The sequence below is a fragment of the Pseudomonas baetica genome (genome assembly GCF_051216495.1).
Lineage (GTDB): Bacteria > Pseudomonadota > Gammaproteobacteria > Pseudomonadales > Pseudomonadaceae > Aquipseudomonas > Aquipseudomonas baetica_B.
Genome location: NZ_JBPKAM010000040.1, coordinates 30,252 through 54,856, shown reverse-complemented (window position 1 = coordinate 54,856; position 24,605 = coordinate 30,252). Strand labels below are relative to the sequence as shown.

The window sequence follows — 24,605 nt, the reverse complement described above, 5'->3', positions numbered from 1 at the left end:
CAGCAACATCGTTGACTGACACTCCGTCTTCGCGAGCAGGCTCGCTCCCACAAAGGATCTGCGACAATCTGGAGATTGGCGCTTGACCTTGCCAGCATGGCAAGGTTGATCCTGTAGACATCTTCTACAGGGAGCGTGCCCCATGTCCGAATCCATCACTTTCGATCTGCCGATTACCGGCATGACCTGCGCCAGTTGCGCCGGGCGTGTCGAGCGTGCCTTGAGCAAAGTCATCGGCGCCAGTGCCGTATGCGTCAACCTGGCCACTGAACAGGCACGGGTCCAGGCGCCAACCGGTAGCCTGCCAGCCTTGATGGAAGCCGTGGAAAAGGCTGGTTACAGCGTGCCGCAGCATAGCCTGGAACTGAGTATCGAGGGCATGACTTGCGCTTCCTGCGTCGGCCGCGTCGAACGTGCCCTGAACAAAGTGCCGGGGGTGAAGGGTGTCAGCGTCAACTTGGCCAACGAACGCGCGCATCTTGAACTGCTTGGGCAGGTCGATCCGCAATTACTGATCGCCGCCGTAACCAAGGCCGGTTACGCCGCCAGCGTTTGGGAAGCCGAACATCCCTCCACCGACAATCAACAGACGCGCCTGCACCGCGAGCGCTGGGCCGTGATCGCCGCCATCGTCCTCGCCTTGCCGCTGGTGCTGCCGATGTTGCTGCAACCTTTCGGTGTGCACTGGATGCTCCCGGCCTGGGCGCAATTCGCGCTGGCCACGCCAGTGCAATTCATCCTGGGTGCGCGGTTTTATGTCGCCGCCTGGAAAGCCGTGCGCGCCGGCGCCGGCAACATGGACTTGCTGGTCGCCCTGGGTACCAGCGCCGGGTACGGCTTGAGCCTCTACGAATGGGCCACAGCCGCCGGGGGCATGCCGCATCTGTATTTCGAAGCCTCGGCGGTGGTGATCGCCCTGGTGCTGTTGGGCAAATACCTGGAAAGCCGTGCCAAGCGTCAGACCGCCAGCGCCATTCGCGCCCTGGAAGCGCTGCGTCCGGAGCGGGCGATCCGGGTGATGGATGGCCAGGAGCAGGATGTCGCCATCAGCGCCCTGCGCCTCAATGATCTGGTGCTGGTCAAACCCGGTGAACGTTTCCCGGTGGACGGTGCGGTAGTGGACGGGCAGAGCCATGCCGACGAAGCGCTGATCAGCGGCGAAAGCCTGCCCGTGCCCAAGCAACCCGGCGATACCGTCACCGGTGGCGCTATCAATGGTGAAGGCCGGTTGCTGGTGCGCACCCAGGCACTCGGTGCGGAAACGGTGCTGGCGCGGATTATCCGTCTGGTTGAAGACGCTCAGGCAGCGAAGGCGCCGATCCAGAAACTGGTGGATAAAGTCAGCCAGATCTTCGTGCCGGTGGTGCTGTTGCTGGCGCTGGCAACCTTGATCGGCTGGTGGTTGTACGGCGCCCCTCTGGAAACCGCGCTGATCAATGCCGTCGCGGTGTTGGTGATCGCTTGTCCTTGCGCGCTGGGTCTGGCCACGCCGACCGCGATCATGGCCGGTACCGGCGTGGCGGCACGTCACGGGATTCTGATCAAGGACGCCGAAGCCCTGGAACGTGCTCACGAAGTCAGTGCAGTGGTGTTCGACAAGACCGGCACCCTGACGTCGGGCACACCCCGCATCGCTCACTTGAGTGCCCTCGACGGTGACGAAGCCAACTTGCTGCGACTGGCCGGAGCCCTGCAACGCGGCAGTGAGCATCCGCTGGCCAAGGCGGTGCTGGATGAATGCAAAGAGCGTGGTTTGAGCGTGGCCGATGTCAACGACAGCCAGTCCCTGACGGGACGCGGCATTGCCGGCAGTCTTGATGGCCGTCGGTTGGCACTGGGTAATCGTCGTCTTCTGCAAGAGAGCGAATTGAACCCAGGTGAGTTGGCCGACTCGGCCACCGCATGGGAATCCGAAGGCCGAACCTTGTCCTGGCTGATCGAGCAAAGCCCCGCGCCGCGAGTCCTGGGCCTGTTCGCTTTCGGTGACACGCTCAAGCCCGGGGCGCTGCAAGCGGTGCAACAACTCAACGCACGTCACATCAGTAGCCACCTGTTGACCGGCGACAATCGCGGCAGCGCCAAAGTGGTGGCCGAGGCGCTGGGCATCACCAACGTGCACGCCGAAGTGCTGCCGGCGGACAAAGCTGCCGAAGTTGCGGCGCTCAAGACATCGGGTGTGGTGGCCATGGTCGGCGACGGCATCAACGATGCGCCGGCATTGGCCGCTGCCGACATCGGCATCGCCATGGGCGGCGGTACCGATGTGGCGATGCACGCCGCCGGCATCACCCTGATGCGCGGCGATCCACGCCTGGTGCCGGCGGCGCTGGAGATCAGCCGCAAGACCTACGCGAAGATCCGGCAAAACCTGTTCTGGGCCTTCGTCTACAACCTGATCGGCATTCCTTTGGCAGCCTTCGGCTTCCTCAACCCGGTGCTGGCCGGCGCGGCCATGGCGTTGTCGAGCGTCAGCGTAGTGAGCAATGCGTTACTGTTGAAAACCTGGAAACCCGAGGATCTGGAGGACAACCGATGAACATCGGCCAAGCAGCCCGCCATAGCGGCCTGAGTGCAAAGATGATCCGTTATTACGAGTCTATCGGCCTGCTCAAGGCGGCCCACCGCACCGACAGCGGCTATCGGGTGTATGGCGACGACGACCTGCACACCCTGGCGTTCATCAAGCGCTCCCGGGACCTGGGTTTTTCCCTGGAGGAAGTCGGCAAGTTGCTGACTCTTTGGCAGGACCGCCAGCGCGCCAGCGCCGATGTGAAGGCCCTGGCCCGCCAGCATATCGACGAGCTGAACCAGAAGATCCGCGAACTCGGCCAGTTGCGCGATACCTTGCAGGACCTGGTCGAGCATTGCCAGGGGGATCATCGGCCGGATTGTCCGATTCTCAAGGAGTTGGAGTCGGGGTGTTGTGCCACAACGGCTCGCGCCTGATTACCGGGTGCATCCCTGTGGGAGCGAGCCTGCTCGCGAAGAGGCCGACACATTCAACATTTACTTAGCCTGACACTCCGCCTTAGCGAGCAGGCTCGCTCCCACAGGGGTTATGGGTTGGATACAAAAAACCGGCCGAAGCCGGTTTTTTTGATCAACTGATCACTGCATCCACGGCGGAGGCGGTTCTTCGGTTTTATCGGGTGGCGCATCGTCCGCGGCACGGGCCGCTTGCTTGCGCGCTTCATCCCGACGGGCCGCTTCGATCTCGCGCATGACCCCACCCACGTCGGCCAGCTCTTGCGAATCGGCGAATTCGCCGGTCAGGACACTGCCCGGGTGCAAGGTGCCAGCCTCGTACAGGGCCCACATTTCCTTGGCGTATCGGGTCTTTTTCAACTCCGGTGCGAATCGTCCGAAGTACGACGCCATGTTGCCCACGTCCCGTTCCAGCATGCTGAACGCGTGGTTGTTGCCCGCCGCATCCACCGCTTGCGGCAAGTCGATGATCACAGGGCCCGTCGGGGTCAACAGGACGTTGAACTCGGACAGGTCACCGTGCACCAGGCCGGTACACAGCATCAGCACGATCTGCGATATCAGGTACGCGTGATACTCGCGCGCCTGGTCCGGTTCCAGCACTACGTCGTTCAGGCGCGGTGCGGCATCGCCGTATTCGTCGGCCACCAGCTCCATGAGCAGCACGCCTTCGAGGAAGTCATAAGGCTTGGGCACTCGTACACCGGCGTTGGCCAGACGGAACAGCGCCGCCACTTCGGCGTTCTGCCAGGCGTCTTCGGCTTCCTTGCGGCCAAACTTGGAGCCCTTGGCCATGGCCCGGGCCTGACGGCTGTTGCGCACCTTGCGGCCTTCCTGGTATTCGGCCGCCTGACGAAAACTGCGTTTGTTCGCCTCCTTGTAGACCTTCGCGCAGCGTAACTGGTTACCGCAGCGCACCACGTAAACAGCTGCCTCTTTGCCACTCATGAGTGGGCGCAGCACCTCGTCGACCAGACCGTCCTCGATCAGGGGTTCTATGCGTTTTGGAGTCTTCATCAGCTTTTATTCTGGGTCCTTTATTACCAAACACGCGAAAGTCATTCGTTATACGGCAATCCACTCACCGATGGGAGGGGGTGGCGACCTATGAACGCTGACACACTCATCGAGAAGCACGGAATGTGCCGGACAACAGCCGAGATCCCGACTGACGGCTCTTCGCAGGATTTTTTTCAGAAAATCCTTAATTTCCGCAGGCAACAGCCGAAGCCCTGAGTGACAAACAGATTTGTCCGACAATCCTTGCCTTGCACTGGCGATGTCGCCCCCAGGGAACCGGGTTGATGTAAAACGTTTACGGCTGCCAATAAACCGCGAGTCATCTGCACTGCGTGGGCCTACAAGAAAATCTGGAGCGCGGATGAACATCAAACAGAAGTTGACCTGGGCGTTTGCAATCATCGCCTGCTTGCCCGTGGTAGTGGTCGCCACCCTCGTTGTGCTGAACTTGCGCAGTGATGCCAAGGACGAATTCGTCGACAACAGCGGTCGCGAAATCCGTCAGGTCAGTAATGCCATGCAACTGTTCTTCGACGGCATCAGCCAGAACGTCGAATACCTGGCCAAGCAACCGCTGATCAAGAACTCCGACGACAGCCTCAAGACCTACATGGATGCCAACGCTGCGAGCGTTGCCCAGGGCGAGATGGACAAAAAGATCTTCGGTTTCCTGCAGGACCTGGGCAACGCCCATCCGTCCTACGCCTACGCCATCCTCGGCACTGCGGCCGGCGGTTATGTGTCGTGGCCGGACGATGCCAAGCTGGCCAACTACGACCCGCGCCAGCGCCCGTGGTACAAGGCGGCCCAGGCCAAGCCGGGCAAGCCGTTCCGCACCGAAGCCTACTATTGGGCCGAAAATGATACGTCCTACGTCAGCACCGTTCGCACGGTCGACAACAAGCTGGGCACCAACGGCGGCGTGGTCAGCATCGACGTGTCGCTCAAGCAGCTCACCGAACTGGTCAAACAGATCAAGCTTGGCGAAACCGGCTACCTGATGCTGCTGGAAAACTCCGGCACCGTGCTGGTCGATCCGAAGCAACCGGAGCACAACTTCAAGGCCCTGGGCAGCCTCGGCGAGGGTTATGCGCAGCTGGCCAAGGCCGGCAAAGGCATGGTCGAAGTCGAACTCGACGGCGAGCGCTACATGGCCAACGTCTGGCCGTCGGAACAACTGGGCTGGACCTTCATCGGCCTGATCAAGCAAAGCGACGTGATGAGCACCGCAACCCAACTGACCTGGTTGATCGCGATCATCGCCGCCGTGCTGGCCGTGATCTTCGCTGTCGTCGGCGCCAGTTTCGCCAGCCTCATCGTGCGGCCGATCCGCAGCGTGGCCGACGGTCTGGAAGGCATCGCCCAGGGTGAAGGCGACCTGACCAAGAACCTGCAAATCCGTGGCAGCGACGAAACCGCGCAACTGGCCAACTGGTTCAACCAGTTCCTGACCGCCATTCGCAACCTGATCCAGAGCATTGGCGGCGCGGCGTCCAAGATCCTGGCCACGTCCAAAAGCTCGACCCAGGTCTCCAGCGACATGGCTGAAGCCGCCGGGCGCCAACGCGAGGCGGTGGATATGGTGTCCACGGCGTTCCACGAAATGGTCGCCACCGCCAACGAAGTGGCGCGCTCTTGCAGCCAGGCCGCCGAATCGGCCGACAGCGGCCAGCGCCAGGCCCGCGAAGGCCAGCAGCAGATCGATGCCGCGGTAAACAGCGTGGATCGCCTGAGCCAGGAAATCGAACAGTCAGCCCAGTCGATGCAGCAACTGGAACGCGACAGCAATGACATTCAGTCGATCCTTGGCACCATTCGCTCGATCGCCGAACAGACCAACCTGCTGGCGTTGAACGCAGCCATTGAAGCGGCGCGGGCCGGTGAGCAAGGTCGCGGCTTTGCGGTGGTGGCGGACGAAGTGCGGGCGCTGGCCAAGCGCACGGCTGATTCCACGGCAGAGATCGACGGGCTGCTGGGCAACCTGGCCAAACGCACCAGCCAGGTGACTCAACAGATGCATGCCAGCCTGGAAGTGTCGCAACAATCGGTGACACGCATCGGCGAAGCGCGCAGCAGCTTCGGGCAGATTCGCGAGTCGGTGGACGTGATCCGCGACATGAACACCCAGATCGCCACGGCGGCGGAACAACAGCACCAGGTGGCCGAAGACATCAACCGGCACATCAGCCAGATCCATGGCGATGCGCAGTTGGTGGCGGAACTGGCGAACTCGGCGCGACTGGACTCCCAGAGCCTGGCCGGGTTGTCCAATGAGCTGGATGGGTTGGTTCGGCGGTTCCGTACCTGATCCGAAACCTCGTTGCGACAATCGCGGGCAAGCCCGCTCCCACAGGGATCACCACTAACCTTGTGGGAGCTGGCTTGCCAGCGATGGGGCCGTCACTGCCGAAACAATTCACCTGGGGTAAACCCAAACAGGCTTTTAAACGCCGCAATAAACGCCGACGTGGAATCATATCCACAAGCCAGCGCAGCATTGGTCACGCTGTCCCCCTCTTCCAGCAAACTCAACGACGACAGCAACCGCATGCGCTGGCGCCAACCGCGAAAACTCAAACCGGTCTCGCGCTGAAACAGGCGCATCAGGGTTTTCTCCGACGTCCCCAAACGTTCCGCCCATTCCTGCAAGGTCACGTTGCGCTCGGGGTTCTCGATCAACTCATTGCACAGCCCCAACAGTCGTTCATGGCGGGGTAATGGCAGGGAGAATCCGACTTCCGGCAACGTCGCCAGTTGATCCAGCAACACACTCACCAGGCGCGCTTCCTGGCTGTCGCCCTGTGGATATTCCACCGGCAGCAGACAAAAGCTCTTGATCAGCTCCCGGGCCAGCGGCGTCACTTCCAGCACCCGGCAACGCCCGTCCGCCCATTGGCAATCCTGGCGACGCACATAGAGGCTGCGCATTTCGGCGCGCATCGACGTTACCACCTGATGCTCAAGATCCGCGGGAATCCAGATACCCCACTGCGGTGGCGCGAAAAAACTGCCTTCGGCGGTATGCACGCCGAGCACGCCACTGATGGCGTAGGAAAACTGCACCCAATCGTGGCTGTGGGACGGTGTCCATGAACCGGCGTTGAGGCTTTCCACCCGGGCGTATAGCGGACGCGGCAAAACAGTGATGGGCGGGATGCTGCGTTCGAGGGACACTTGTCCGTTGGTCGGCATTGAAGGGCCTTGTGTTGCGGGACGGCTGATTAAGCGACGCTAAGCCATGTCACACATCTAATCAACGCAATAATCCCTGTGGGAGCGGGCTTGCCCGCGATAGCGGTGTGTCAGGCAACAGAGATGTTGAATGTGCCGCCCCCATCGCGGGCAGGCCCGCTCCCACAGGTTCCGCTACAGCAATCAGCAATCAGCAATCAGCAATCAGCAATCAGCGTTCGATGATCGCGGTAACACCCTGCCCACCCGCTGCACAAATCGAAACCAACCCCCGCCCCTTCCCGGCCGCATCCAGCAGTTTCGCCAAATTGGCAACGATGCGCCCGCCCGTGGCCGCAAACGGATGCCCCGCCGCCAGCGAGCTGCCCTTGACGTTAAGCCGAGAGCGGTCGATCGACCCCAATGGCGCGTCAAGGCCAAGACGGCTTTTGCAGTACTCCGGATCTTCCCAGGCCTTCAGCGTGCAGAGCACTTGCGCGGCGAAGGCTTCGTGGATTTCGTAATAGTCGAAGTCCTGCAGGGTCAGGCCATTGCGCGCCAACAAACGCGGCACGGCATACACGGGCGCCATCAACAGGCCTTCGGCACCGTTGACGAAATCCACCGCCGCCGCCTCGCCATCGCGTAAGTAAGCAAGGACCGGCAGGCCACGCGCCTTCGCCCATTCCTCACTGCCCAACAACACCAACGACGCACCATCGGTCAGCGGCGTTGAATTGCCCGCGGTCAGGGTGCCCTTGGCGCTTTTTTCATAGGCGGGCTTGAGGGCAGCGAGCTTTTCCAGTGTCGAGTCCGGCCGCAGATTGTTGTCGCGGGTCAGGCCAAGGTACGGCGTCATCAAATCGTTGTGCCAACCCTCGGCGTAGGACGCGGCCAGTTTCTGATGACTCTCCAGGGCAAGCTGATCCTGCGCTTCACGGGAAATGCTCCAGGTCTGCGCCATCAGCTCGCAATGCTGACCCATGGACAGACCGGTGCGCGGCTCGCCGTTGCGCGGGAACTCGGGAATCAGGTGACGAGGACGCAATTGCAGGAAGGTTTTCAGTTTGTCGCCGGTGCTTTTGGCGCGGTTGGCTTGCAGCAGGATCTTGCGCAGCCCCTCGCTGACACTGATCGGCGCATCGGAGGTGGTGTCGACGCCACCGGCAATGCCGCACTCGATCTGGCCCAGGGCAATTTTGTTCGCCACCAGCAATGCCGCTTCCAGCCCGGTGCCGCAGGCCTGCTGGATGTCATAGGCCGGCGTCGAGGGCGACAGTCGCGAGCCGAGCACGCATTCGCGGGTCAGGTTCATGTCCCGCGACAGCTTGAGCACTGCGCCTGCGACCACCTCGCCGATGCGCAGGCCGTGCAGGTTGTAGCGCTCGATCAAACCTTCGAGCGCGGCAGTGAGCATGTCCTGATTACTGGCAGTGGCGTACGGACCGTTGGAACGGGCGAAGGGAATCCGGTTACCGCCGATGATCGCGACGCGGCGCAGCTGAGTCATGAAAAGCTCCTGATGAAATACCTGAAAGTCGAGCCAGTCCCTGTGGGAGCGAGTCTGCTCGCGAAAGCGGTGGCTCAGTCAACTCGTTGCTGGATGTGCCGACGCCTTCGCGAGCAGGCTCGCTCCCACAGGGTTTGAGTTCACCTAAAAGTCCTGGGACAAACTAATCTGCTTTGATCAAGCGTAGGCCGTATCCCGTGGATCGAACGACTGATTGCCAATCATGGTCCACACTTTGAACCCCAGCCACCGGAGCGCGTTCCATGTCTGACCGCTATATCGACTTCGCCAATTCGTCCATCGGCCATCGTCTGGTCGGGGCCTTGGGCCTGCCTTCGCCGGTACGCCTGGAACGCTGGCTGGCCGGCCGGTTGCGGCCGGTCGAGGGGGCGTTGCTGATCGGTGGCGGGCCGTTGGCGCAGAAAATCAGTGCGTTTGCCAACCGCCTGACCGACGCGATCTACGGCTACGGTACCGACCCTTCGATGGCAACCGCGTGGATTCCCGGCCACGGCCCGAAACTCAAGGCCGTGGTGTTCGATGCCAGCGATCTGCTGCAAACCGATCAACTGAAACAGCTGCGCGAGTTCTTCCAGCCGCTGATGAAAAACCTCGATCACTGTGCGCACCTGGTGATTCTCGGGCGTGCCCCCGAATCGTTGCGCGACCCGTTCGCCGCCAGCGCTCAACGCGCCCTGGAAGGTTTCAGCCGTTCGCTGGCCAAGGAACTGCGCAGCGGCGGCACCTTGCAACTGATCTACGTCGGCGAAGGTGCCGAAGACCAACTCGAAGGCCCGCTGCGGTTTTTCCTATCGCCCAAAAGCGCTTTCGTCTCCGGACAAGTGATACGCCTGAACGCCTGCGACATCCAGGTAAGCGACTGGACACGTCCACTGGCCGGGCGCAAGGCACTGGTCACTGGCGCGGCAAGGGGGATTGGCGCCTCCATCGCCGAAACCCTGGCCCGCGACGGTGCCGAGGTCATTCTGCTCGATGTCCCACCGGCGAAAAACGATCTCGAAGCCCTGGCCGCGCGCCTCGGCGGGCGCAGCCTCACACTGGACATTTGTGCCGAAGACGCTGCCACGCAACTGGTCGAACAGCTGCCCGACGGCATCGATATCGTGGTGCACAACGCCGGCATCACCCGGGACAAAACCCTGGCCAACATGACCCCGGACTTTTGGGACGCCGTGCTCGCGGTCAATCTCAACGCCCCGCAAGTACTGACCAAAGCCCTACTCGACAACGGCACACTGCGCGACAACGGCCGGGTGATTCTGCTGGCATCGATCAGCGGCATCGCCGGCAATCGCGGGCAAACCAACTACGCGGCGAGCAAGGCCGGGTTGATCGGGCTGGCGCAAGCCTGGTCACCGTTGTTGCAGGAACGGGGCATCAGTATCAACGCGGTGGCTCCGGGTTTCATCGAAACCCAGATGACTGCGAAGGTTCCGTTTGGCCTGCGCGAGGCCGGGCGACGCATGAGTTCGCTGGGACAGGGTGGCCTGCCGCAGGACGTCGCCGAAGCGGTGGCCTGGCTTGCGCAACCGGGCACCGGCGCATTCACCGGGCAGGCGTTGCGCGTCTGCGGACAAAGCGTTCTGGGGGCTTAGGCATGACGACCGATTGGCACACGCTCGACCGCGAACCCGCCCTGCCGACTCTGTATGCCAAAGCCGCGACACGGCGCAAGATCACCGGCACCGTCCTGCCCGACTCGGGATTGCGTTGCTGGGTCGATGTCGACCCCAAACGCCTGGCGGCTTATCGCAAGGTCTGTGGCTTCGCCGACAACAGCCTGCTACCACCGACCTATCCCCACATCCTCGCCTTCGCGTTGCAGATGCAATTGCTCACTGCCCATGAGTTTCCGTTTCCATTACTTGGGTTGATTCACCTGAGCAATCGCATTCGCGTGCTGCGTCCCATGGGCGGGGTCAATCGCGTGCGGGTCAGCGTCAAGGTGCAGAACCTGCAACCCCACGCCAAAGGGGCCACTTTCGATCTGGTGACCACCCTGGATGATCAATTGGGCACGCTGTGGGAGGCGCAAAGCCAGATGCTTTGCCGTGGGGTCAAGCTTGAGGGTGAGCCTGTCGAAAATGTACTGGCGTTAACCCAGCCGCTGACGCAAATCGCGCAGTGGAAAGCGCCTTCGGATATCGGTCGGCAGTACGCCAAAGTCTCCGGCGACTACAACCCGATTCACCTGAGTACGGCCAGTGCCAAACTGTTCGGTTTCCCTTCGGCCATTGCCCATGGTTTATGGAACAAGGCCCGCACCCTGGCCGCTCTGGCTGACCATCTGCCGACGGCGAACATCGAGATTGCGGTGCAGTTCAAGAAGCCGGTGCGACTGCCCAGCGAGGTGGCCCTGCTGGCTAGCGCGGCGGGATCCGCTGGTGAGCTGCAATTGATCGGGGCCGGGGATCTGGAGCACATGGTCGGGAATTGGCGGCCGGTGGCCTGATCGTTCGATCCGGATTTTTCGCAGTCTGTCAGATTGCTTTCGCGAGCAGGCTCGCTCCCACAAGGGATAGATCGTGTCTGCGAATGATGTGTTTATCTTTTGGGTGGATAGTTGGCCAATATCCGGGCGACCGTGTCGTGTATCGCCGTACTGCGGTCCGATGGATTCGGTGTGCGGCTAAGGATCTGTTCGTCACTGCCGCGCCAGACCAGTTTGCCATCCTTGCCATCGAGCAGATCGATCTGGATGGTCGCCACTTTGTAATTCACCAGGCGCGTTTCGTTGTACATCGGTGCACCCCAGTAGCCGTACCACGGATTGCCCCAACCGCCGCCATAGTTGGTGGTCACCTGTTGTTGGCGCTCTTCGACAATCAGGTAGGTCTGCACATTCAAATCACCCTTGGCATCGCCGGCGGCCGGACGCAGTCCGCGCTGATCCAGTTGATCGGCCACCGACTGGCGCACGCGCTGCTCCGTCAGGTCGCTCTTGATCCGGGGGTCATCGGGGCGATATTGCAGGGCGGGTTCTTTCCAGCTCCAGCTACGATAGGCAGAGAAATCGCGGCTGGCATCGAAGTCATGATTGACCTGGTTGGCAGCGCAGGCACTGAGTAGCACAGCCACTGCCAGTAAAGCAAAACGGCGGAACATGATGAATCTCCGGTTGAGAACATGCACCTGTGAAAAGCTTCTCAATAACAGAAGCTAACTAGGAGGATACGCTGACATCGCTTTTTCTACAGCCTCCCGAATGGCATCGGCTTGCTGGCTCTGAGTGCTCCGCTGGCTGGTTTCGGCGCTGGAACTCCACACCGGCTGACCGCTTTGCGCGTCGAACATATCCACCTGAACCACGACTACCTGTTCCTGGTAAGTGCGCACGATGGGTACGCTGCCGTACATGCCATAACCCGAGCCATAGCGGTTGTAGCCGCCGTATCCACCGTAATACCCGTAATCGTCCTGAACCTGACGCAAGCGGGTTTCCAGACGAAGGTCGGCGCTGACTAACAGGTCCGCCGCACGATCACCCTGCCGAGGGCGCAAGCCGCGTTGATCCAGCGCATTGCTGACCGCTTCGGCGACCTGCTCCGAGTCTGCCCATGCGGTACCCGGTGGCAGATGCCCGTCGAGCCAGGTCCAACTGCGATAGCGCCCGTAGTCACGGGGTGGCGCCGGGTAGGCACTGAGGTCGAAAGTGTTGGCCGCCTGAGGCGGTGCCGGGGGAATCGGGTTGGAGGACGCCACGTATGGGTTGGTGCCCTCACAGGCAGCCAAAGCCAGGCAGATCACCAGCAACCCTGAACGACTTTTCATTGCGCGCTCCGATCAGACAGGCCGGCAAATCCAGTGCAAGTAACGCCCAAGCCCGGCAAAGATTGGGTGACGGCGGTGCGCCAGTTCCATTTCGAGCAAGTCCAGCAGCTCGGCGCGGGCCTGGAATTCCACCGGCATGTAATCGTGGAAAACCCGCACCCCGCTCTGTATTTCGACTCGCCACAGGCCATCAAGTTGCGCCGCCAACTCACGTGGATCCAGGGGTTGTTGCGGGGTCAGGCTCTGTTTTTCGCCGGCCATGTCGTTCTTGCGCATCTTGCGGAAATGGCCCTTGAGCAAGTTGCGATAAATCAACGCATCGCGGTTGTAGAACGCCAGGGATAGCCAGCCATCGGCCTTGGTCAGCTGATGCAGCACCGGCAGGATGGCGTGGGGTTCGGCGAGCCACTCCAGCACGGCATGGCACAGCACCAGATCGTAGGGTTCGGTGAGCTGACCGAGCAAGTCTTGCCACGGCGCCTGAATAAACATCGCGGTTTGCCCGGCCTCGGCGAAACGCTGGCGTGCACCTTCGAGCATCGGCTCGGCCGGCTCGGCCAATGTCACCTGATGCCCGCGCTCGGCCAGCCACAACGACATGTGGCCAAGGCCCGCGCCGATGTCCAGTACCCGCAGCGGCCGGTCCGGCAGGGTTTCAGCCAGGTCGGCCTGCAGCACCGCCAGGCGAATCGCGCCTTTGGCCCCACCGTAGATTTTTTCGGCGAAGCGCGTCGCCAGTTGATCGAAATGACGGTCGCTCATCAGCTGAACCTCCGCTCGCTGTCGGCCAGTTTGCTGCGCACCACTTCATTCATGTCCAGGCCCAGCTCGCTGCACAGCAACAAGAGATACAGGACGATATCGCCAATTTCCTGCCCGGCATGGGCCAGTTTATCCGCCGGCAACTGCCGCGACTGGTCTTCCGTCAGCCACTGGAATATCTCCACCAGCTCGCTCATCTCGACGCTGGCGGCCATGGCCAGGTTTTTCGGGCTGTGAAATTGCCGCCAGTCATTGCGGTCTCGGATGGCGTGCAGGCGTTCGGTCAGTTCAACAAGGTTCATCGGGCTCTCCTGAAGGCGTATAGCTTCGGGGGGATGGCAGGGGAAGGCAAGTGACAACCGTTGAACGACCCGGATGTTTTTGTGGGAGCGAGCCTGCTCGCGAAGGCGGTGGGTCAGACATGTAAAGGTTGGATGTTCTGCCGCATTCGCGAGCAGGCTCGCTCCCACAGGTACACAGCAACGCTCTATGCTTGTGGGGGAACTCGCCACCGTATTCAATGGCCCAACACTCGACTTCATCAGGACGCTCATTCCATGCAGGTAGAAGGTTTTTTCGAATGGCTCGGCCAGGCGCTTGGCACCGTCATCCGGTTCATCGTTGATGCACTCAGCGGCCTGTTCCAGATGGTGAGCCGTGCCAGCAGCCACTTTGTCGACGGCCTGTCCCGTGCGTTGGGCATGGACACCTCGATCATCAGCATCATTGTCCTGGTCCTCGGCCTGGTGCTGCTCTGGTCGGCCATCCGCGCCTTCATGAATGCAGCGTTCATCATGGGGCTCATCTGGTTGATGCTGGGGTTGTGGCTGCTTAGCTGGATCATGCACTGACACTACAAAAAACATGTGGGAGCGGGCTTGCCCGCGATTACGGTGCGACAGTCAAAGTTGATGTTGTCTGACACTCCGCCATCGCGGGCAAGCCCGCTCCCACAGTGATCTCATTGCTTAGTAGATTGAGTTCACCGCTACAATGCCCGCTCCCCCAAGGAGCCTGCATGTCCAACCTGATTGCCGACTGGCGCGACCGCCCTACCCATCGTCGGGTCTGGGCGCTGGCGGCGCCGATGATTCTTTCGAACATTTCCGTACCGCTGGTGGCGCTGGTTGATAGCACCGTCATCGGTCACCTGCCCCATGCCCATCAGCTCGGTGCCGTCGCGGTCGGGGCCAGTCTGTATACCTTCCTGGCCTGGGCCATGGGTTTTCTGCGCATGGGCTCCACCGGGTTCGCGGCGCAGGCGGCCGGGCGCGGAGATGGTGCGGCGTTGAGGCAGGTTTTGTTGCAGGGCCTGTTGCTGGCCATGGGACTGGCCATCTTGCTGGGTGCTGCGGGCGTGCCGCTAAGCGGGGTGGCGTTGCATTTCATGCAGCCGTCAGCCGAACTGGACCAGATGACCCGCGAGTTCTTCCACACACGATTGTTTGGCCTGCCCGCGGCGCTGGCCAGTTATGCGCTGGTCGGCTGGTTCCTCGGCACACAAAACGCCCGTGCGCCGTTGGTGATTCTGTTGAGTACCAACCTGGTCAACATCGCCCTGAACCTGTGGTTTGTCCTCGGCCTGGAATGGGGCGTGGTCGGCGCGGCCAGGGCTTCGGTCATCGCCGAGTGGACCGGTGCCCTGATCGGCTTGCTGATGACCCGCCAGGCCCTGCGCGCTTACCCTGGCCAGATCATTTGGGCGGCGCTGGGACTGTGGCAGAGCTGGCGTCCGCTGTTGGCGGTCAACCGCGACATTTTCATCCGTAGCCTGGCCCTGCAATCGGTGTTTTTTCTGATCACCGTGCAGGGCGCGCGACTGGGCGATGCCACCGTTGCCGCCAATGCCCTGCTGCTCAATGGTTTACTGCTGACCGCCCATGCACTCGATGGACTGGCCCACGCCGTGGAAGCCCTGTGCGGGCACGCCATCGGCGCTCGTGACCGCGATGCCCTGCGCCGCTGCCTGGTGGTGGCCTGCGGTTGGTCGTTGCTGGCGAGCCTGGGGTTTGCCGTGTTGTTTCTGTTGGCCGGGCACCTGTTCATCGAGATGCAGACCGACATTGCCAGCGTGCGCGACACGGCGTTCATCTATTTGCCCTACCTCTCCGCGCTGCCGCTGATTGCCGTCTGGAGCTACCTGCTCGATGGGCTGTTCATCGGCGCCACCCGCGCCCGGGAAATGCGCAACGGCATGCTGCTGACCGTGGCCTTGCTGGCGCCGTTCGCCTGGGCACTGCAAGGATTGGGCAATCATGGCCTGTGGATAAGCTTTCTGCTGTTCATGATGCTGCGCAGCCTGACCCTCGGTGTCATTGCCTGGCGTCTGCGCCGCAACGATGGCTGGTTCGCCCGCGCGCACTGAAAGACGGGCGCTCAGGGTTGATCGTTCTGCCAATGGCGGCGCAGGCTCTCGAGCCGTGCCTGCTGGGTCCGCCCGGATAACGGCGATACGGACACCGCGTCGGGATGCTGCAGGCGTAACCATAACCAGCCATCCAACACCGGACGCTCGCTGAAACCCAGCGCCACCCCTTCCTGCAACCAGGCCCATAGGCGGGCGTAGTCTGTCGCGGTGGATTGGCTCCAGTGCCAGGCGTGCTGCTCCATCAGGCAGGTTTGCAGTTTTTCCCGCTGCCGAAGGCTGAGGTTTTCTTCGACGGCCAAAGGGCTGACGGCAAGTCCAGGATTGAGCAGTTTCTGCCATCCCTGACTGCCAAACGCCCGGTCGGCCCAGGTGCCACCAAACCAACGCAACTGGCTGATGGGCCCCAGCCAGCGACTCAGTTCCCCGGCATCGCAGGCATCGAAAAAGTAACTGGCGGTGTACGGATTGTAGTAACTCAACAAGGCCCGGTGATGCAGACCGAAACTGACCGTGAGCATGCGCCGTAAATGTGCCAGCAACGTCGATGCCGACGCCTCGCTGATCAACAGCAAGCCGCGCCAGTGCTGCGGGTCGCGCTGGCACGCTTCGGCCAGCATCGGGCAGGTCCGCAAATTGACCAATACCGGGCCCTGCTCACGCAGTGCATGCCACTCGGTGCCTTCGAATAGCGAGAACCCGCGGGCGTGGGCGAATTGCATTTTCAATGTCACACCCGCCTGCGGCGTGCCCGGGACATCCAGCAGCAACCATTGCGCGAGCGTATCGGCCGTGCGCAAAGCCATCATGCCGCACCGCTCTGGCCAAGCTGCAAGGCCGCCCGACAGGTACAGAGCGACTGCGCACAATGATTGAAACTGCCGCCACCGGGCAGCAGGCACAACAGCAGCAACGGCTCACCCGAATGCAGCCAGTCCTGTACTCCCTCGGTCAGACATTGATCGATCCTCACCGAGCCGGCCGTATCAGGCGCTTCAATCAATTTGGGCATGTGCAGCACGCCCGAGATCAACGGCTGATCCGGATCGCCTTCGATAAAGCTCACCACGACTTCAGCACCTTCGCTCAACGGCGTGCCGCTTGCCGTTTGCAAGTGCGGCGCCAACCGCAGCCAGCAGTGGCCAGGCGTTGCCCCCTCGCCCTGATAACACCAGTCGAACTGCACAGCCACCGGCCGCGACGGATCCGGTTGAGGCTCGTCAACACTCACCACCCACGCCCGTTGCAGGCTGTGCATCCTGGGTTTGAGCGATCGAGGGTGTGATTCGAACATCGCGGCCCAGTGCAGGGCACGTACCTGGTTGCTGTAAGGCGTGAAAGGATCCTGGCTGCCCTGATGCTCGACATGGGTCAACAGCCATGGCTGATTCCATGCGGTCACCGGGTGCTCGGCCAGCGGCATCAATTGACCGCTGCGCAACGTCGTCAGATCCGTCCGGCAATCAGCACTTGGTTGGGTGTTGTCGACGGATCGCTGAACCTCGAAACGACGCACCCCCGCAGGTTCGCCGTCACGCCTGAAGACCGCCGTTTTGCCGACAGAAAAACGCCCCGGCCCATCAACGAACACCACGCAATGTCCCCGAGCCCGATGCTCGAAGTGATAGTGAAGCCGTTCCTGGGCACATAAACGCTGGAGAAATTGCAGGTCCGATTCACGGTACTGCGTGCAGAAATCCCGCAGCGGATAATCGCCGCTCAGTTCGAAGCGTCGGTCCTGGCCGGCAATGCCATGCTCCTTGAGCACCTGATCGAGAATTTGCGGCACCGAGCGGGCAGTGAAGATGCGTTGACTGAAACGCTGGGCAAGGCACGCCAGTTTCGGTCCCAGGCGAACATGGCACAGCCTGATGGTCGAGCCGTGGTCGCGCTGGACCAGTTCCAGCAATTGCCCGTGGACGAAGTTTTCCGTCGGCCCGAAATGCAAGGTGGCCGACCGATACAGCAGGCTGGCGAGGTCGAGTGTCGGATCGTCGACCAGCAGGTCCACGTCGAACACAAAGGGTTCGCTGATCGCTTCTCTACCGGTAAAGGACAGTACTTCAAAGGCGTCGGACAGTCCTGCGACGTCCAGACGAAATTCAGGTTCGTTGACTGGATCGAACATCGGCGATTCTCTACAGGAGGGACGGCCGGGAATTCTCGCCGAGAGGCATGGTCGAGTAGAGAGGTGAAGTACAACTTGGGAAATGACCTACGCGAAAAGAAGACCAATGACTCGAAAAGCCGAAAATGCAGGTCGTTTCGCAGGCAAAAAGAGAGTCGTCCCACCAGGTCATCTGAAATTTCCGCAACTTGGCGGAAAATTTTCAGACAACCTGATGAGAGCGGTACAGACGTCAGGAAGACAGGTAGGACGAACGGGTCAGGCCCAGACGCAGAGCGTCAAGGAACTGGGTGCGTTCGGTGGCACTGATGCGGGCACTGGCGCACTTGTCGCGGTAGTGGGTCATCAGTTCTTCCGGTGACAGGTGCACGTAACGCAGCATGTCTTCGATGGTGTCGTGGGTTTCGATACCGGCGTGATACACACTGCCGTCGGCGTTCTGGTAGATGTTCACCGAGTCGGTATCACCGAACAGGTTGTGCATGTCACCCAGGATTTCCTGGTAGGCGCCCACCAGGAACACGCCCAACAGGTAGTCCTCGCCTTCGTTCAGTGCGTGCACCGGCAGGCTGGTTTCGATGCTCTGCTCGTCGACGTACTGGTTGATCTTGCCGTCGGAGTCGCAGGTCAGGTCCTGCAGCACCGCACGACGCAGCGGCTCTTCATCGAGACGATGCAGCGGGATGATCGGCAGTACCTGATCGATGGCCCAGGTGTCCGGCAGGCTCTGGAAGACCGAGAAGTTGCAGATGTATTTGTCGGCCAACTTGTCGTTGAGCTCGTCCAGCACCTGACGGTGCGAACGCTGACGCGCCTTCAACGAGTTGTGCAGGCGACGGCACACCGCGAAGTAGCATTGCTCGGCCAGGGCTTTTTCGGCCAGGGTCAGCTTGCCATCGGCGTACTGGGCGGCGACATCGCTCATGTAGTGCGTGGCGCGCCAGTAGGTTTCGGTGACCATCTCAATGTCGGTCGGCCCCAGCAGATCCACCAGCCACTGCACGGTTTCCGGCAGTGCTTCCTTGTTTTCGATCTGCGGCACGTCGTCGTTGTGTTTCTCGACGTCGGTCACCTGGACCACCAGCATGGCGTGGTGGGCCGTCAGGGAACGACCGCTCTCGGAGAAGATGTTCGGGTGCGGCAGGCTTTGCGCGTCGCAGAATTCCTTGAGCATCCCGACCACGACACCGGCGTAATCGTCCATGTCGTAGTTGATCGAACTGGCGTTACGCGAGTGCGTGCCATCGTAGTCCACGCCCAGACCGCCACCGACGTCGATGTGGTCCACCGGCAGGCCGAGGTTGCGCAGTTCACCGTAGTAACGGATCGCTTCCTTGAAGCCGTGCTGGTAGTCCGCCAGGTTGGCGATCTGCGAACCCATGTGGAAGTGCAGCAAGCGAATGCCCTGATCCAGGCCCGCCGCGCGGAAACGCTCGACCACCGACAGCAGTTGCGCCGCCGACAGGCCGAACTTGGATTTCTCGCCACCGGTGTCAGCCCACTTCGACGAGGCCAGGGACGACAGGCGCACGCGCAAGCCAACCTGTGGCTTGACCTTGAGCGAGGCGGCCTCTTCGATCACCAGACCGACTTCGGATTCTTTCTCGATCACGATGAAAACGTTGTGGCCGAGCTTCTGGCCCATCAGCGCCAGGCGAATGAACTCACGGTCCTTGTAGCCGTTGCAGACGATGGTGCCGCCCTTCGGCGCCAATGCCAGTACCGCCAACAGTTCCGGCTTGGAGCCGGCTTCCAGACCGATGGAGACGTTCTGGGTCGCGATGATGTTTTCGATCACCGCTTCCTGCTGGTTCACCTTGATCGGGTACAGCGCGGTGTACTTGCTCTGGTATTCCAGGCGCTCGATGTTGGCGTCGAACGCGCCGGTCAGCTGACGCACGCGGTCTTGCAGGATGTCGGGAAAACGTACCAGCAACGGCAAGGACAGGCCGCTTTTGCGCAACTGGTCGACTTGCTCGAACAGGTCGATGGGCGAGCTGCTCGGACCGTTCGGACGAACTTCGACGCGACCGGCGTCATTGATCGCGAAATACCCGGCCCCCCAATGGCGAATCCCGTAAACACTGCGGCTGTCCGCAACTGTCCATTGGCTGCCATCGTCTTTGCGTGTGCGTCGTACGGACATCGAAGTCCCCTATAAAGAAGTCATGGTGCGTCGCCTGGAATCAGGCCGGCGCAGTCTAAAGAATGAAAATGACGGTTCATCAACGGGGGAGTAGACCCCGCCGACCGCAACGAGTTTAGAAACCGGTCATGAACAGGCTCTGTGAAAACCATGGTGACGACGCCAGGCCTGAAGGTTTCAGGACTGGATCAAGCCACAGGTGGTTTTCACAGAGGCTGCTAGCCGCCGGATTTCTTCGACTTGAAACCGAGCTTGATCAGTTCTGCCAAGAGTAGCTCGACATGATCGCCCTGGATTTCGATGACGCCGTCTTTCAACGCTCCACCGGTGCCACAGCGTTTCTTCAGCGTGGTCGCCAGTTCCTTGAGCGCGTCTTCAGCCAGCGGCACGCCGGTGATGGTGGTCACCGTCTTGCCGCCACGGCCCTTGCTTTCGCGACGCACGCGAGCAATGCCGTCGCCAGCAGGGATAACGGTCTGTTTGCAGATGCAGGCGTCCACCGGTTTACTGCATTCCGGGCAATGACGACCTGCGTCGGTGGAAAATACCAGGCCGCCCAGGGCGGCGAAGGATGCGGCTTTTTTGGCCACCGGCAATCCTCTATGGGAGGACAAAGACTGGTCGCAGCGCTTGGAGCTATCGACCGCGAAGCCCCACTCAGGCAGGGGCAGCGCTACTGAAACGGTACGACATTCACGTCACTGTAGGAGCGAGCTTGCTCGCGATGAACTCAAGGGCGACGCGTTCATTCTGGATGCCCGCGTTATCGTTAACGTCCATCGCGAGCGAGCTCGCTCCTACAGGAACAGCCATACCGCTTCAGTTTGAAAAGGTCGCGCAGTGTAACGGCAAATCCGCCGATTGCTAAGAGCCAATCGGCGCCAATTTATAGCTCTTTTGCGACGTCTTGCCCGCGAGACCTCAGATAGCGTTTCAAGGCCGCCAAGGAGTCCGGGCAATAAGGCTTCTCCTCGATTTCCCGCAGAACGTCTTCAATCGGCAAAAAGCGCGCTTCGAGCACTTCTTCCGGCTGCAGGATCAACGGACCATCCCACACCGCCGAAAATGCCGAACACCAGAGGCGATTGCCGGTGTCCTCGAAGAAAAAGTGGTCATGAGCTGTCAGCGCCACCCCGCTCACGCCCAGTTCCTCTTCCAGCTCCCGGGCCGCCGACTCGGCGTAGGTTTCGGTGGCGAGCACCATGCCGCCCGCCGCCACGTCCCAGTATCCCGGATAGATCGCCTTGCTCAGGGTGCGACGGTGCACGCACAGTTCGCCAGCGGAGTTGAACAACATGATGTAGGTCCCGCGCCCGATCAGCCCGCGCTCGCGCAGGTCGGAACGGACCAGGGCACCCAGCAGGTTGTCCTGTTCATCGACCCAGGCGATTTGCTCGGCATCGGACGCCGCCCTATGGGCGGCTTCGCGCTGGCTATCGATGGAACTGTCGGCCATGGCTCAACCCTGATTCAGCAATTGACGCAAATCGATCACCGCGGCGTTGGCCCGGGAAATGTAGTTGGCCATGACCAGCGAGTGGTTGGCCAGCACACCGAAGCCGCTGCCATTGAGGATCATCGGGCTCCACAGCGTTTCCTGGGAAGCCTCCAGCTCACGAATGATCTGACGCACGCTGACCGTGGCGTTCTTCTTGGCCAGCACGTCGGCAAAGTCGACTTCGATGGCGCGCAGCAGATGCGACAGGGCCCAGGCCTGGCCGCGGGCTTCGTAGAACACGTTGTCGATCTGCAGCCATGGAGTTTCGACGATTTCTTCGTCCACCTGCGGCGCCACGCCCGGGGCCACGACCTCGGTCTTCAACGCCGTGTTGAGCTTGACCCGGCCAACGCTGGCCGACAGGCGTTGCGACAGCGAACCCAGGCGAGTCCCGACGTCACCCAGCCAGTTGTTCAGGTTGTCGGCACGGGCATAGAACAGCGCGCTCTTTTGATTCGGATCGGACAGGCGCGCCTGATAGCGGCTCAGGGAATTGATGCCTTCCTGATATTCGGACTCACTGGACGGCAACACCCAGCTTTTATTGTCGAAGTTGAAACGCGGTTCGGCCTTGGCCAGATCGGCGTCTTCAGCCGACTGCGATTGCGAGCGGGCGAAGTCTTTGCGCAGTGCCCGGCTCAAATCTCGCACCTGCACCAGCACGCCGTACTCCCAGCTCGGCATGTTGTCCATCCACAGTCCCGGCGGGAAACGGTCGTTGGAAATATAGCCGCCCTGTTTGGTCAGCAAGGTGCCAGCAACGGTCTTGAGGGTTTCCACGGTGGTGTAGCCGACCACCATCTGCTTGCCCTCCTTTTCCGCGGCCATTTGCGCCGTCTGTTGCACCGGAAACAGTGCGGGCTCGGCACTCCAGTACCATCCCAAAACGATCGCCACCAACAGGTAGAGGCCAATCAGCGTGGCCAGCGCCCGGCTGAACAACAGGCCGCCCAGGTAACTGCGGGTAGCCGATTTCGGTTCAGCGGCACGTTCAGGTGCGCTACCGGCGCGGTTCTTCCAGTCCAGCATGGCGATATCCTTTCAATCTCTTGGGTTCATCGGTTCGACCGCAACCATACAACAACGTGCCTTGGCCCGGCACCCGCCGTTGGGCTCATGCCGGAAATTTACTGGCCCGACGCGGATAAAAATCCGGTCGAGCCTCGTTCAGAAAACAGAGACGGGTCAAAACAGCGCATTTTTTTGCCTGACCGCAACGACTGCGACTAGGGGAATCCCTGAGTCACCCTCCCCCCAAAAATCCCTCTTCGATTCACCCCGGCAAAAATCAAAAAACCGGATAGACGGGGCTCAGTGTCGCCTATGGAAAAGCTAACCGCCACGTACAAAAAGCCCTTAACCCCCAGAAACACGGGCTCATCCCGAGAACCATCATTCAATTAAAGACCAGCAAGTCACAAACTGAATGCATCCACTTTGCAGATTATTAACGTACAACGCTCATGCAATCGAAAAGAGGTGCTAGCATAGAGCCACCACTCGACCTCAGCGTGCACCCTAACTAGTAGTCAGGATATGACCGAGCCAGAAGATCCCAGCCGCGAGCGCCTCAAGCACCACTTTGCCCAGCGGGTCATTCATCAGGCACGTCAGATACTTGAGATATGGCAGCGCCTGCAACGCAGCGAGTGGTCCACCAATGACCTGTCGGAACTGAACGAAGCCAACCTGCGCCTGTTGCGATTCGCCGAGCGCTTCGAACAACCGGAACATATACAACTGGCTCGCCACATCAGTCAGTCGCTGGAAGCGGTCGACGCCAATCGCGGACGCCTGAGCAGCGGGTTGATCACCGACCTCAACCGTTTGATGCAGCGTCTGTCGCGCACCGGTTTGCGACATGGCGACCAGCTCGATCAAACGTTCCTGCCGCCCCTGCGCAAGCCGATCTACGTGATGCTGCAGGATCACGACCGCGCCGAGCGCCTGGCCAAGCAACTGGAATTCTTCGGGCTCAGTGCCCAGTCCCTGGACAGCGTGGCGGCGTTTCGCTCCTCCATTGTCGAGCGCCTGCCGGCCGCCATTGTCATGGACGTGGATTTCAGTGGCCCAGGCGTTGGTCTGAAACTGGCCGCCGAAGCCCAGGAAGGCCTCGACCAGCGTTTGCCGCTTCTATTCTTCAGCCTGCACGAAACCGACACCCCGACCCGCCTTGCCGCTGTGCGCGCCGGCGGCCAGGAGTTCCTCACTGGCACCCTCGAAGCATCGAGCCTGCTGGAGAAAATCGAAGTCCTGACCTGCGTTGCCCAGTACGAACCTTATAAAGTGCTGATCATCGACGACTCCCGTGCCCAGGCCCTGCACACCGAGCGCCTGCTCAACAGCGCGGGGATCGTGACCCGGACACTGATCGAGCCGATTCAGGCCATGGCGGAACTGGCGGACTTCCAGCCGGACCTGATCATCCTCGACATGTACATGCCGGCCTGCACCGGTACGGAACTGGCCAAAGTCATCCGCCACAACGACCGCTATGTCAGTGTGCCGATCATTTACCTGTCGGCCGAAGACGACCAGGACAAGCAGCTCGACGCCATGAGCGAGGGCGGCGACGATTTTCTGACCAAACCGATCAAGCCCCGGCATCTGATCACCACCGTGCGCAACCGGGCGGCGCGGGCGCGCAATCTGAAGGCACGGATGGTCCGCGACAGCCTCACCGGTCTGTATAACCACACCCACATCCTGCAATTGCTCGAAGATTGCTCGTTCCGCGCCCGCCGCGAGAACAAGCCGCTGAGTTTTGCCATGCTCGACATCGACCACTTCAAACGGGTCAACGACAGCCACGGGCACCCCATGGGCGACCGGGTGATCAAGAGCCTGGCGCTGTTCCTCAAGCAGCGACTGCGCAAGACCGACTTCATCGGCCGCTACGGCGGCGAAGAGTTCGCCATCGTCATGCCCGACACCGACCTCGAGGCGGCCTGGAACGTACTGGATGAAATCCGCCAGCGTTTTGCCGAAATCCACTACCCTGCCCAGCCCCAGGATCTGTGGTGCACCTTCAGCGCCGGGGTGGTCGAGCTGTGCGAAGACTCCGACGGCCTGCTGATGGCCACTCAGGCAGACGAGGCGCTGTATCGTGCCAAAGGCGCAGGACGTAATCGCGTTCAAGCCGCGCAAACGTCAAAGCAAAGTGCCACTTTTTCATCTCAATCCAGTCCATCCGTCATAACTTTGTAACAGAAACGCAATAACTTCAGG

Annotated in this window: 21 protein-coding genes and 1 pseudogene; 9 read left to right on the top strand and 13 right to left on the bottom strand. The window is 61.1% G+C overall.

The genetic code is table 11. The annotated features are described in order from the left end of the window. Positions 1-142: 142 nt before the first annotated feature. The gene (locus tag ACSFE6_RS15965) at positions 143-2,536 is read left to right on the top strand and encodes a heavy metal translocating P-type ATPase (RefSeq protein WP_435428514.1); all 2,394 of its coding nucleotides are present in this window, start codon (positions 143-145) and stop codon (positions 2,534-2,536) included. Next, positions 2,533-2,946, top strand: a complete 414-nt coding sequence (gene cueR / locus ACSFE6_RS15960; protein ID WP_435428513.1) for a Cu(I)-responsive transcriptional regulator — start codon at positions 2,533-2,535, stop codon at positions 2,944-2,946. The genes ACSFE6_RS15965 and cueR overlap by 4 nt, the downstream gene beginning before the upstream one ends. A 162-nt stretch (positions 2,947-3,108) precedes the next feature. On the opposite strand, the gene ACSFE6_RS15955 is transcribed toward cueR, so the two are convergent. Beyond that, positions 3,109-4,002, bottom strand: coding sequence for a PA4780 family RIO1-like protein kinase (locus tag ACSFE6_RS15955; RefSeq protein WP_435428512.1), 894 nt, complete (start codon positions 4,000-4,002; stop codon positions 3,109-3,111). 262 nt (positions 4,003-4,264) lie between these two features. On the opposite strand from ACSFE6_RS15955, the pseudogene ACSFE6_RS15950 reads away from it, so the two are divergent. Then, positions 4,265-5,455 (top strand): annotated as a pseudogene (locus tag ACSFE6_RS15950) (cache domain-containing protein); the annotation flags it as partial. A gap of 90 nt (positions 5,456-5,545) precedes the next feature. After that, positions 5,546-6,313 (top strand): methyl-accepting chemotaxis protein, encoded by a 768-nt coding sequence (locus ACSFE6_RS15945; protein ID WP_371920820.1) that lies wholly within the window; start codon positions 5,546-5,548, stop codon positions 6,311-6,313. A gap of 92 nt (positions 6,314-6,405) precedes the next feature. On the opposite strand, the gene ACSFE6_RS15940 is transcribed toward ACSFE6_RS15945, so the two are convergent. Then, positions 6,406-7,197, bottom strand: coding sequence for an AraC family transcriptional regulator (locus ACSFE6_RS15940; protein WP_435428511.1), 792 nt, complete (start codon positions 7,195-7,197; stop codon positions 6,406-6,408). A gap of 211 nt (positions 7,198-7,408) precedes the next feature. Then, positions 7,409-8,686 carry an acetyl-CoA C-acetyltransferase gene (locus tag ACSFE6_RS15935; protein ID WP_435428510.1) on the bottom strand — a complete coding sequence of 426 codons (1,278 nt, stop codon included), beginning with the start codon at positions 8,684-8,686 and terminating at the stop codon, positions 7,409-7,411. 263 nt (positions 8,687-8,949) lie between these two features. On the opposite strand from ACSFE6_RS15935, the gene ACSFE6_RS15930 reads away from it, so the two are divergent. Both ACSFE6_RS15930 and ACSFE6_RS15925 read left to right on the top strand, forming a co-directional pair. Beyond that, positions 8,950-10,302 carry a 3-oxoacyl-ACP reductase gene (locus ACSFE6_RS15930; RefSeq protein WP_435428509.1) on the top strand — a complete coding sequence of 451 codons (1,353 nt, stop codon included), beginning with the start codon at positions 8,950-8,952 and terminating at the stop codon, positions 10,300-10,302. Between the two features lie 2 nt (positions 10,303-10,304). After that, positions 10,305-11,159: a MaoC family dehydratase gene (locus ACSFE6_RS15925; RefSeq protein WP_435428508.1), complete on the top strand. Its 855-nt coding sequence runs from the start codon at positions 10,305-10,307 to the stop codon at positions 11,157-11,159. A 92-nt stretch (positions 11,160-11,251) separates the two neighbouring features. Here ACSFE6_RS15925 and ACSFE6_RS15920 read toward each other — a convergent pair whose 3' ends face one another. The 4 genes from ACSFE6_RS15920 to ACSFE6_RS15905 are packed head-to-tail and all read right to left on the bottom strand — an operon-like array spanning position 11,252 to position 13,542. Next, complete coding sequence (locus ACSFE6_RS15920) at positions 11,252-11,812, bottom strand: DUF4136 domain-containing protein (protein WP_435428507.1); 561 nt, start codon at positions 11,810-11,812, stop codon at positions 11,252-11,254. A gap of 54 nt (positions 11,813-11,866) precedes the next feature. After that, on the bottom strand, positions 11,867-12,478 hold the full coding sequence (locus ACSFE6_RS15915; RefSeq protein WP_435428506.1) for a DUF4136 domain-containing protein: 612 nt from the start codon (positions 12,476-12,478) through the stop codon (positions 11,867-11,869). 12 nt (positions 12,479-12,490) lie between these two features. Next, positions 12,491-13,240, bottom strand: a complete 750-nt coding sequence (locus ACSFE6_RS15910; protein WP_435428505.1) for a methyltransferase — start codon at positions 13,238-13,240, stop codon at positions 12,491-12,493. Next, entirely contained in the window at positions 13,240-13,542 is a 303-nt protein-coding gene (locus ACSFE6_RS15905; protein WP_008011269.1) for a MazG-like family protein, read from the bottom strand. The genes ACSFE6_RS15910 and ACSFE6_RS15905 overlap by 1 nt, the downstream gene beginning before the upstream one ends. Positions 13,543-13,797: 255 nt before the next feature. Here ACSFE6_RS15905 and ACSFE6_RS15900 point away from each other — a divergent pair, with 255 nt between their 5' ends. Together ACSFE6_RS15900 and ACSFE6_RS15895 are read left to right on the top strand one after the other, a co-directional pair. Then, positions 13,798-14,091: a hypothetical protein gene (locus ACSFE6_RS15900; protein ID WP_435428504.1), complete on the top strand. Its 294-nt coding sequence runs from the start codon at positions 13,798-13,800 to the stop codon at positions 14,089-14,091. A 167-nt stretch (positions 14,092-14,258) separates the two neighbouring features. After that, a complete protein-coding gene (locus ACSFE6_RS15895; protein ID WP_435428503.1) occupies positions 14,259-15,605 on the top strand; it encodes an MATE family efflux transporter in 1,347 nt (448 codons plus the stop codon). 11 nt (positions 15,606-15,616) lie between these two features. Here ACSFE6_RS15895 and ACSFE6_RS15890 read toward each other — a convergent pair whose 3' ends face one another. From ACSFE6_RS15890 to ACSFE6_RS15865, 6 genes are all read right to left on the bottom strand, one after another. Continuing rightward, positions 15,617-16,414, bottom strand: coding sequence for a DUF4123 domain-containing protein (locus ACSFE6_RS15890; protein ID WP_435428502.1), 798 nt, complete (start codon positions 16,412-16,414; stop codon positions 15,617-15,619). Further along, entirely contained in the window at positions 16,411-17,733 is a 1,323-nt protein-coding gene (locus tag ACSFE6_RS15885) for a type VI secretion system Vgr family protein (protein ID WP_435428501.1), read from the bottom strand. Before ACSFE6_RS15885 ends, ACSFE6_RS15890 begins: the two co-directional genes overlap by 4 nt. A gap of 232 nt (positions 17,734-17,965) precedes the next feature. Beyond that, complete coding sequence (gene speA, locus ACSFE6_RS15880; protein WP_085727441.1) at positions 17,966-19,879, bottom strand: arginine decarboxylase; 1,914 nt, start codon at positions 19,877-19,879, stop codon at positions 17,966-17,968. 218 nt (positions 19,880-20,097) lie between these two features. Then, positions 20,098-20,469 (bottom strand): translation initiation factor Sui1, encoded by a 372-nt coding sequence (locus ACSFE6_RS15875; RefSeq protein ID WP_110966161.1) that lies wholly within the window; start codon positions 20,467-20,469, stop codon positions 20,098-20,100. Positions 20,470-20,765: 296 nt separating this feature from the next. Then, positions 20,766-21,335, bottom strand: a complete 570-nt coding sequence (locus ACSFE6_RS15870) for an NUDIX hydrolase (protein ID WP_435428500.1) — start codon at positions 21,333-21,335, stop codon at positions 20,766-20,768. A 3-nt stretch (positions 21,336-21,338) separates the two neighbouring features. Beyond that, positions 21,339-22,406, bottom strand: a complete 1,068-nt coding sequence (locus tag ACSFE6_RS15865) for a DUF2333 family protein (RefSeq protein ID WP_435428499.1) — start codon at positions 22,404-22,406, stop codon at positions 21,339-21,341. Positions 22,407-22,913: 507 nt separating this feature from the next. Between ACSFE6_RS15865 and gcbA the strand changes: the two genes are divergently transcribed. Further along, entirely contained in the window at positions 22,914-24,584 is a 1,671-nt protein-coding gene (gene gcbA / locus ACSFE6_RS15860; RefSeq protein ID WP_435428498.1) for a diguanylate cyclase GcbA, read from the top strand. The last annotated feature ends 21 nt before the right edge of the window (positions 24,585-24,605 follow it).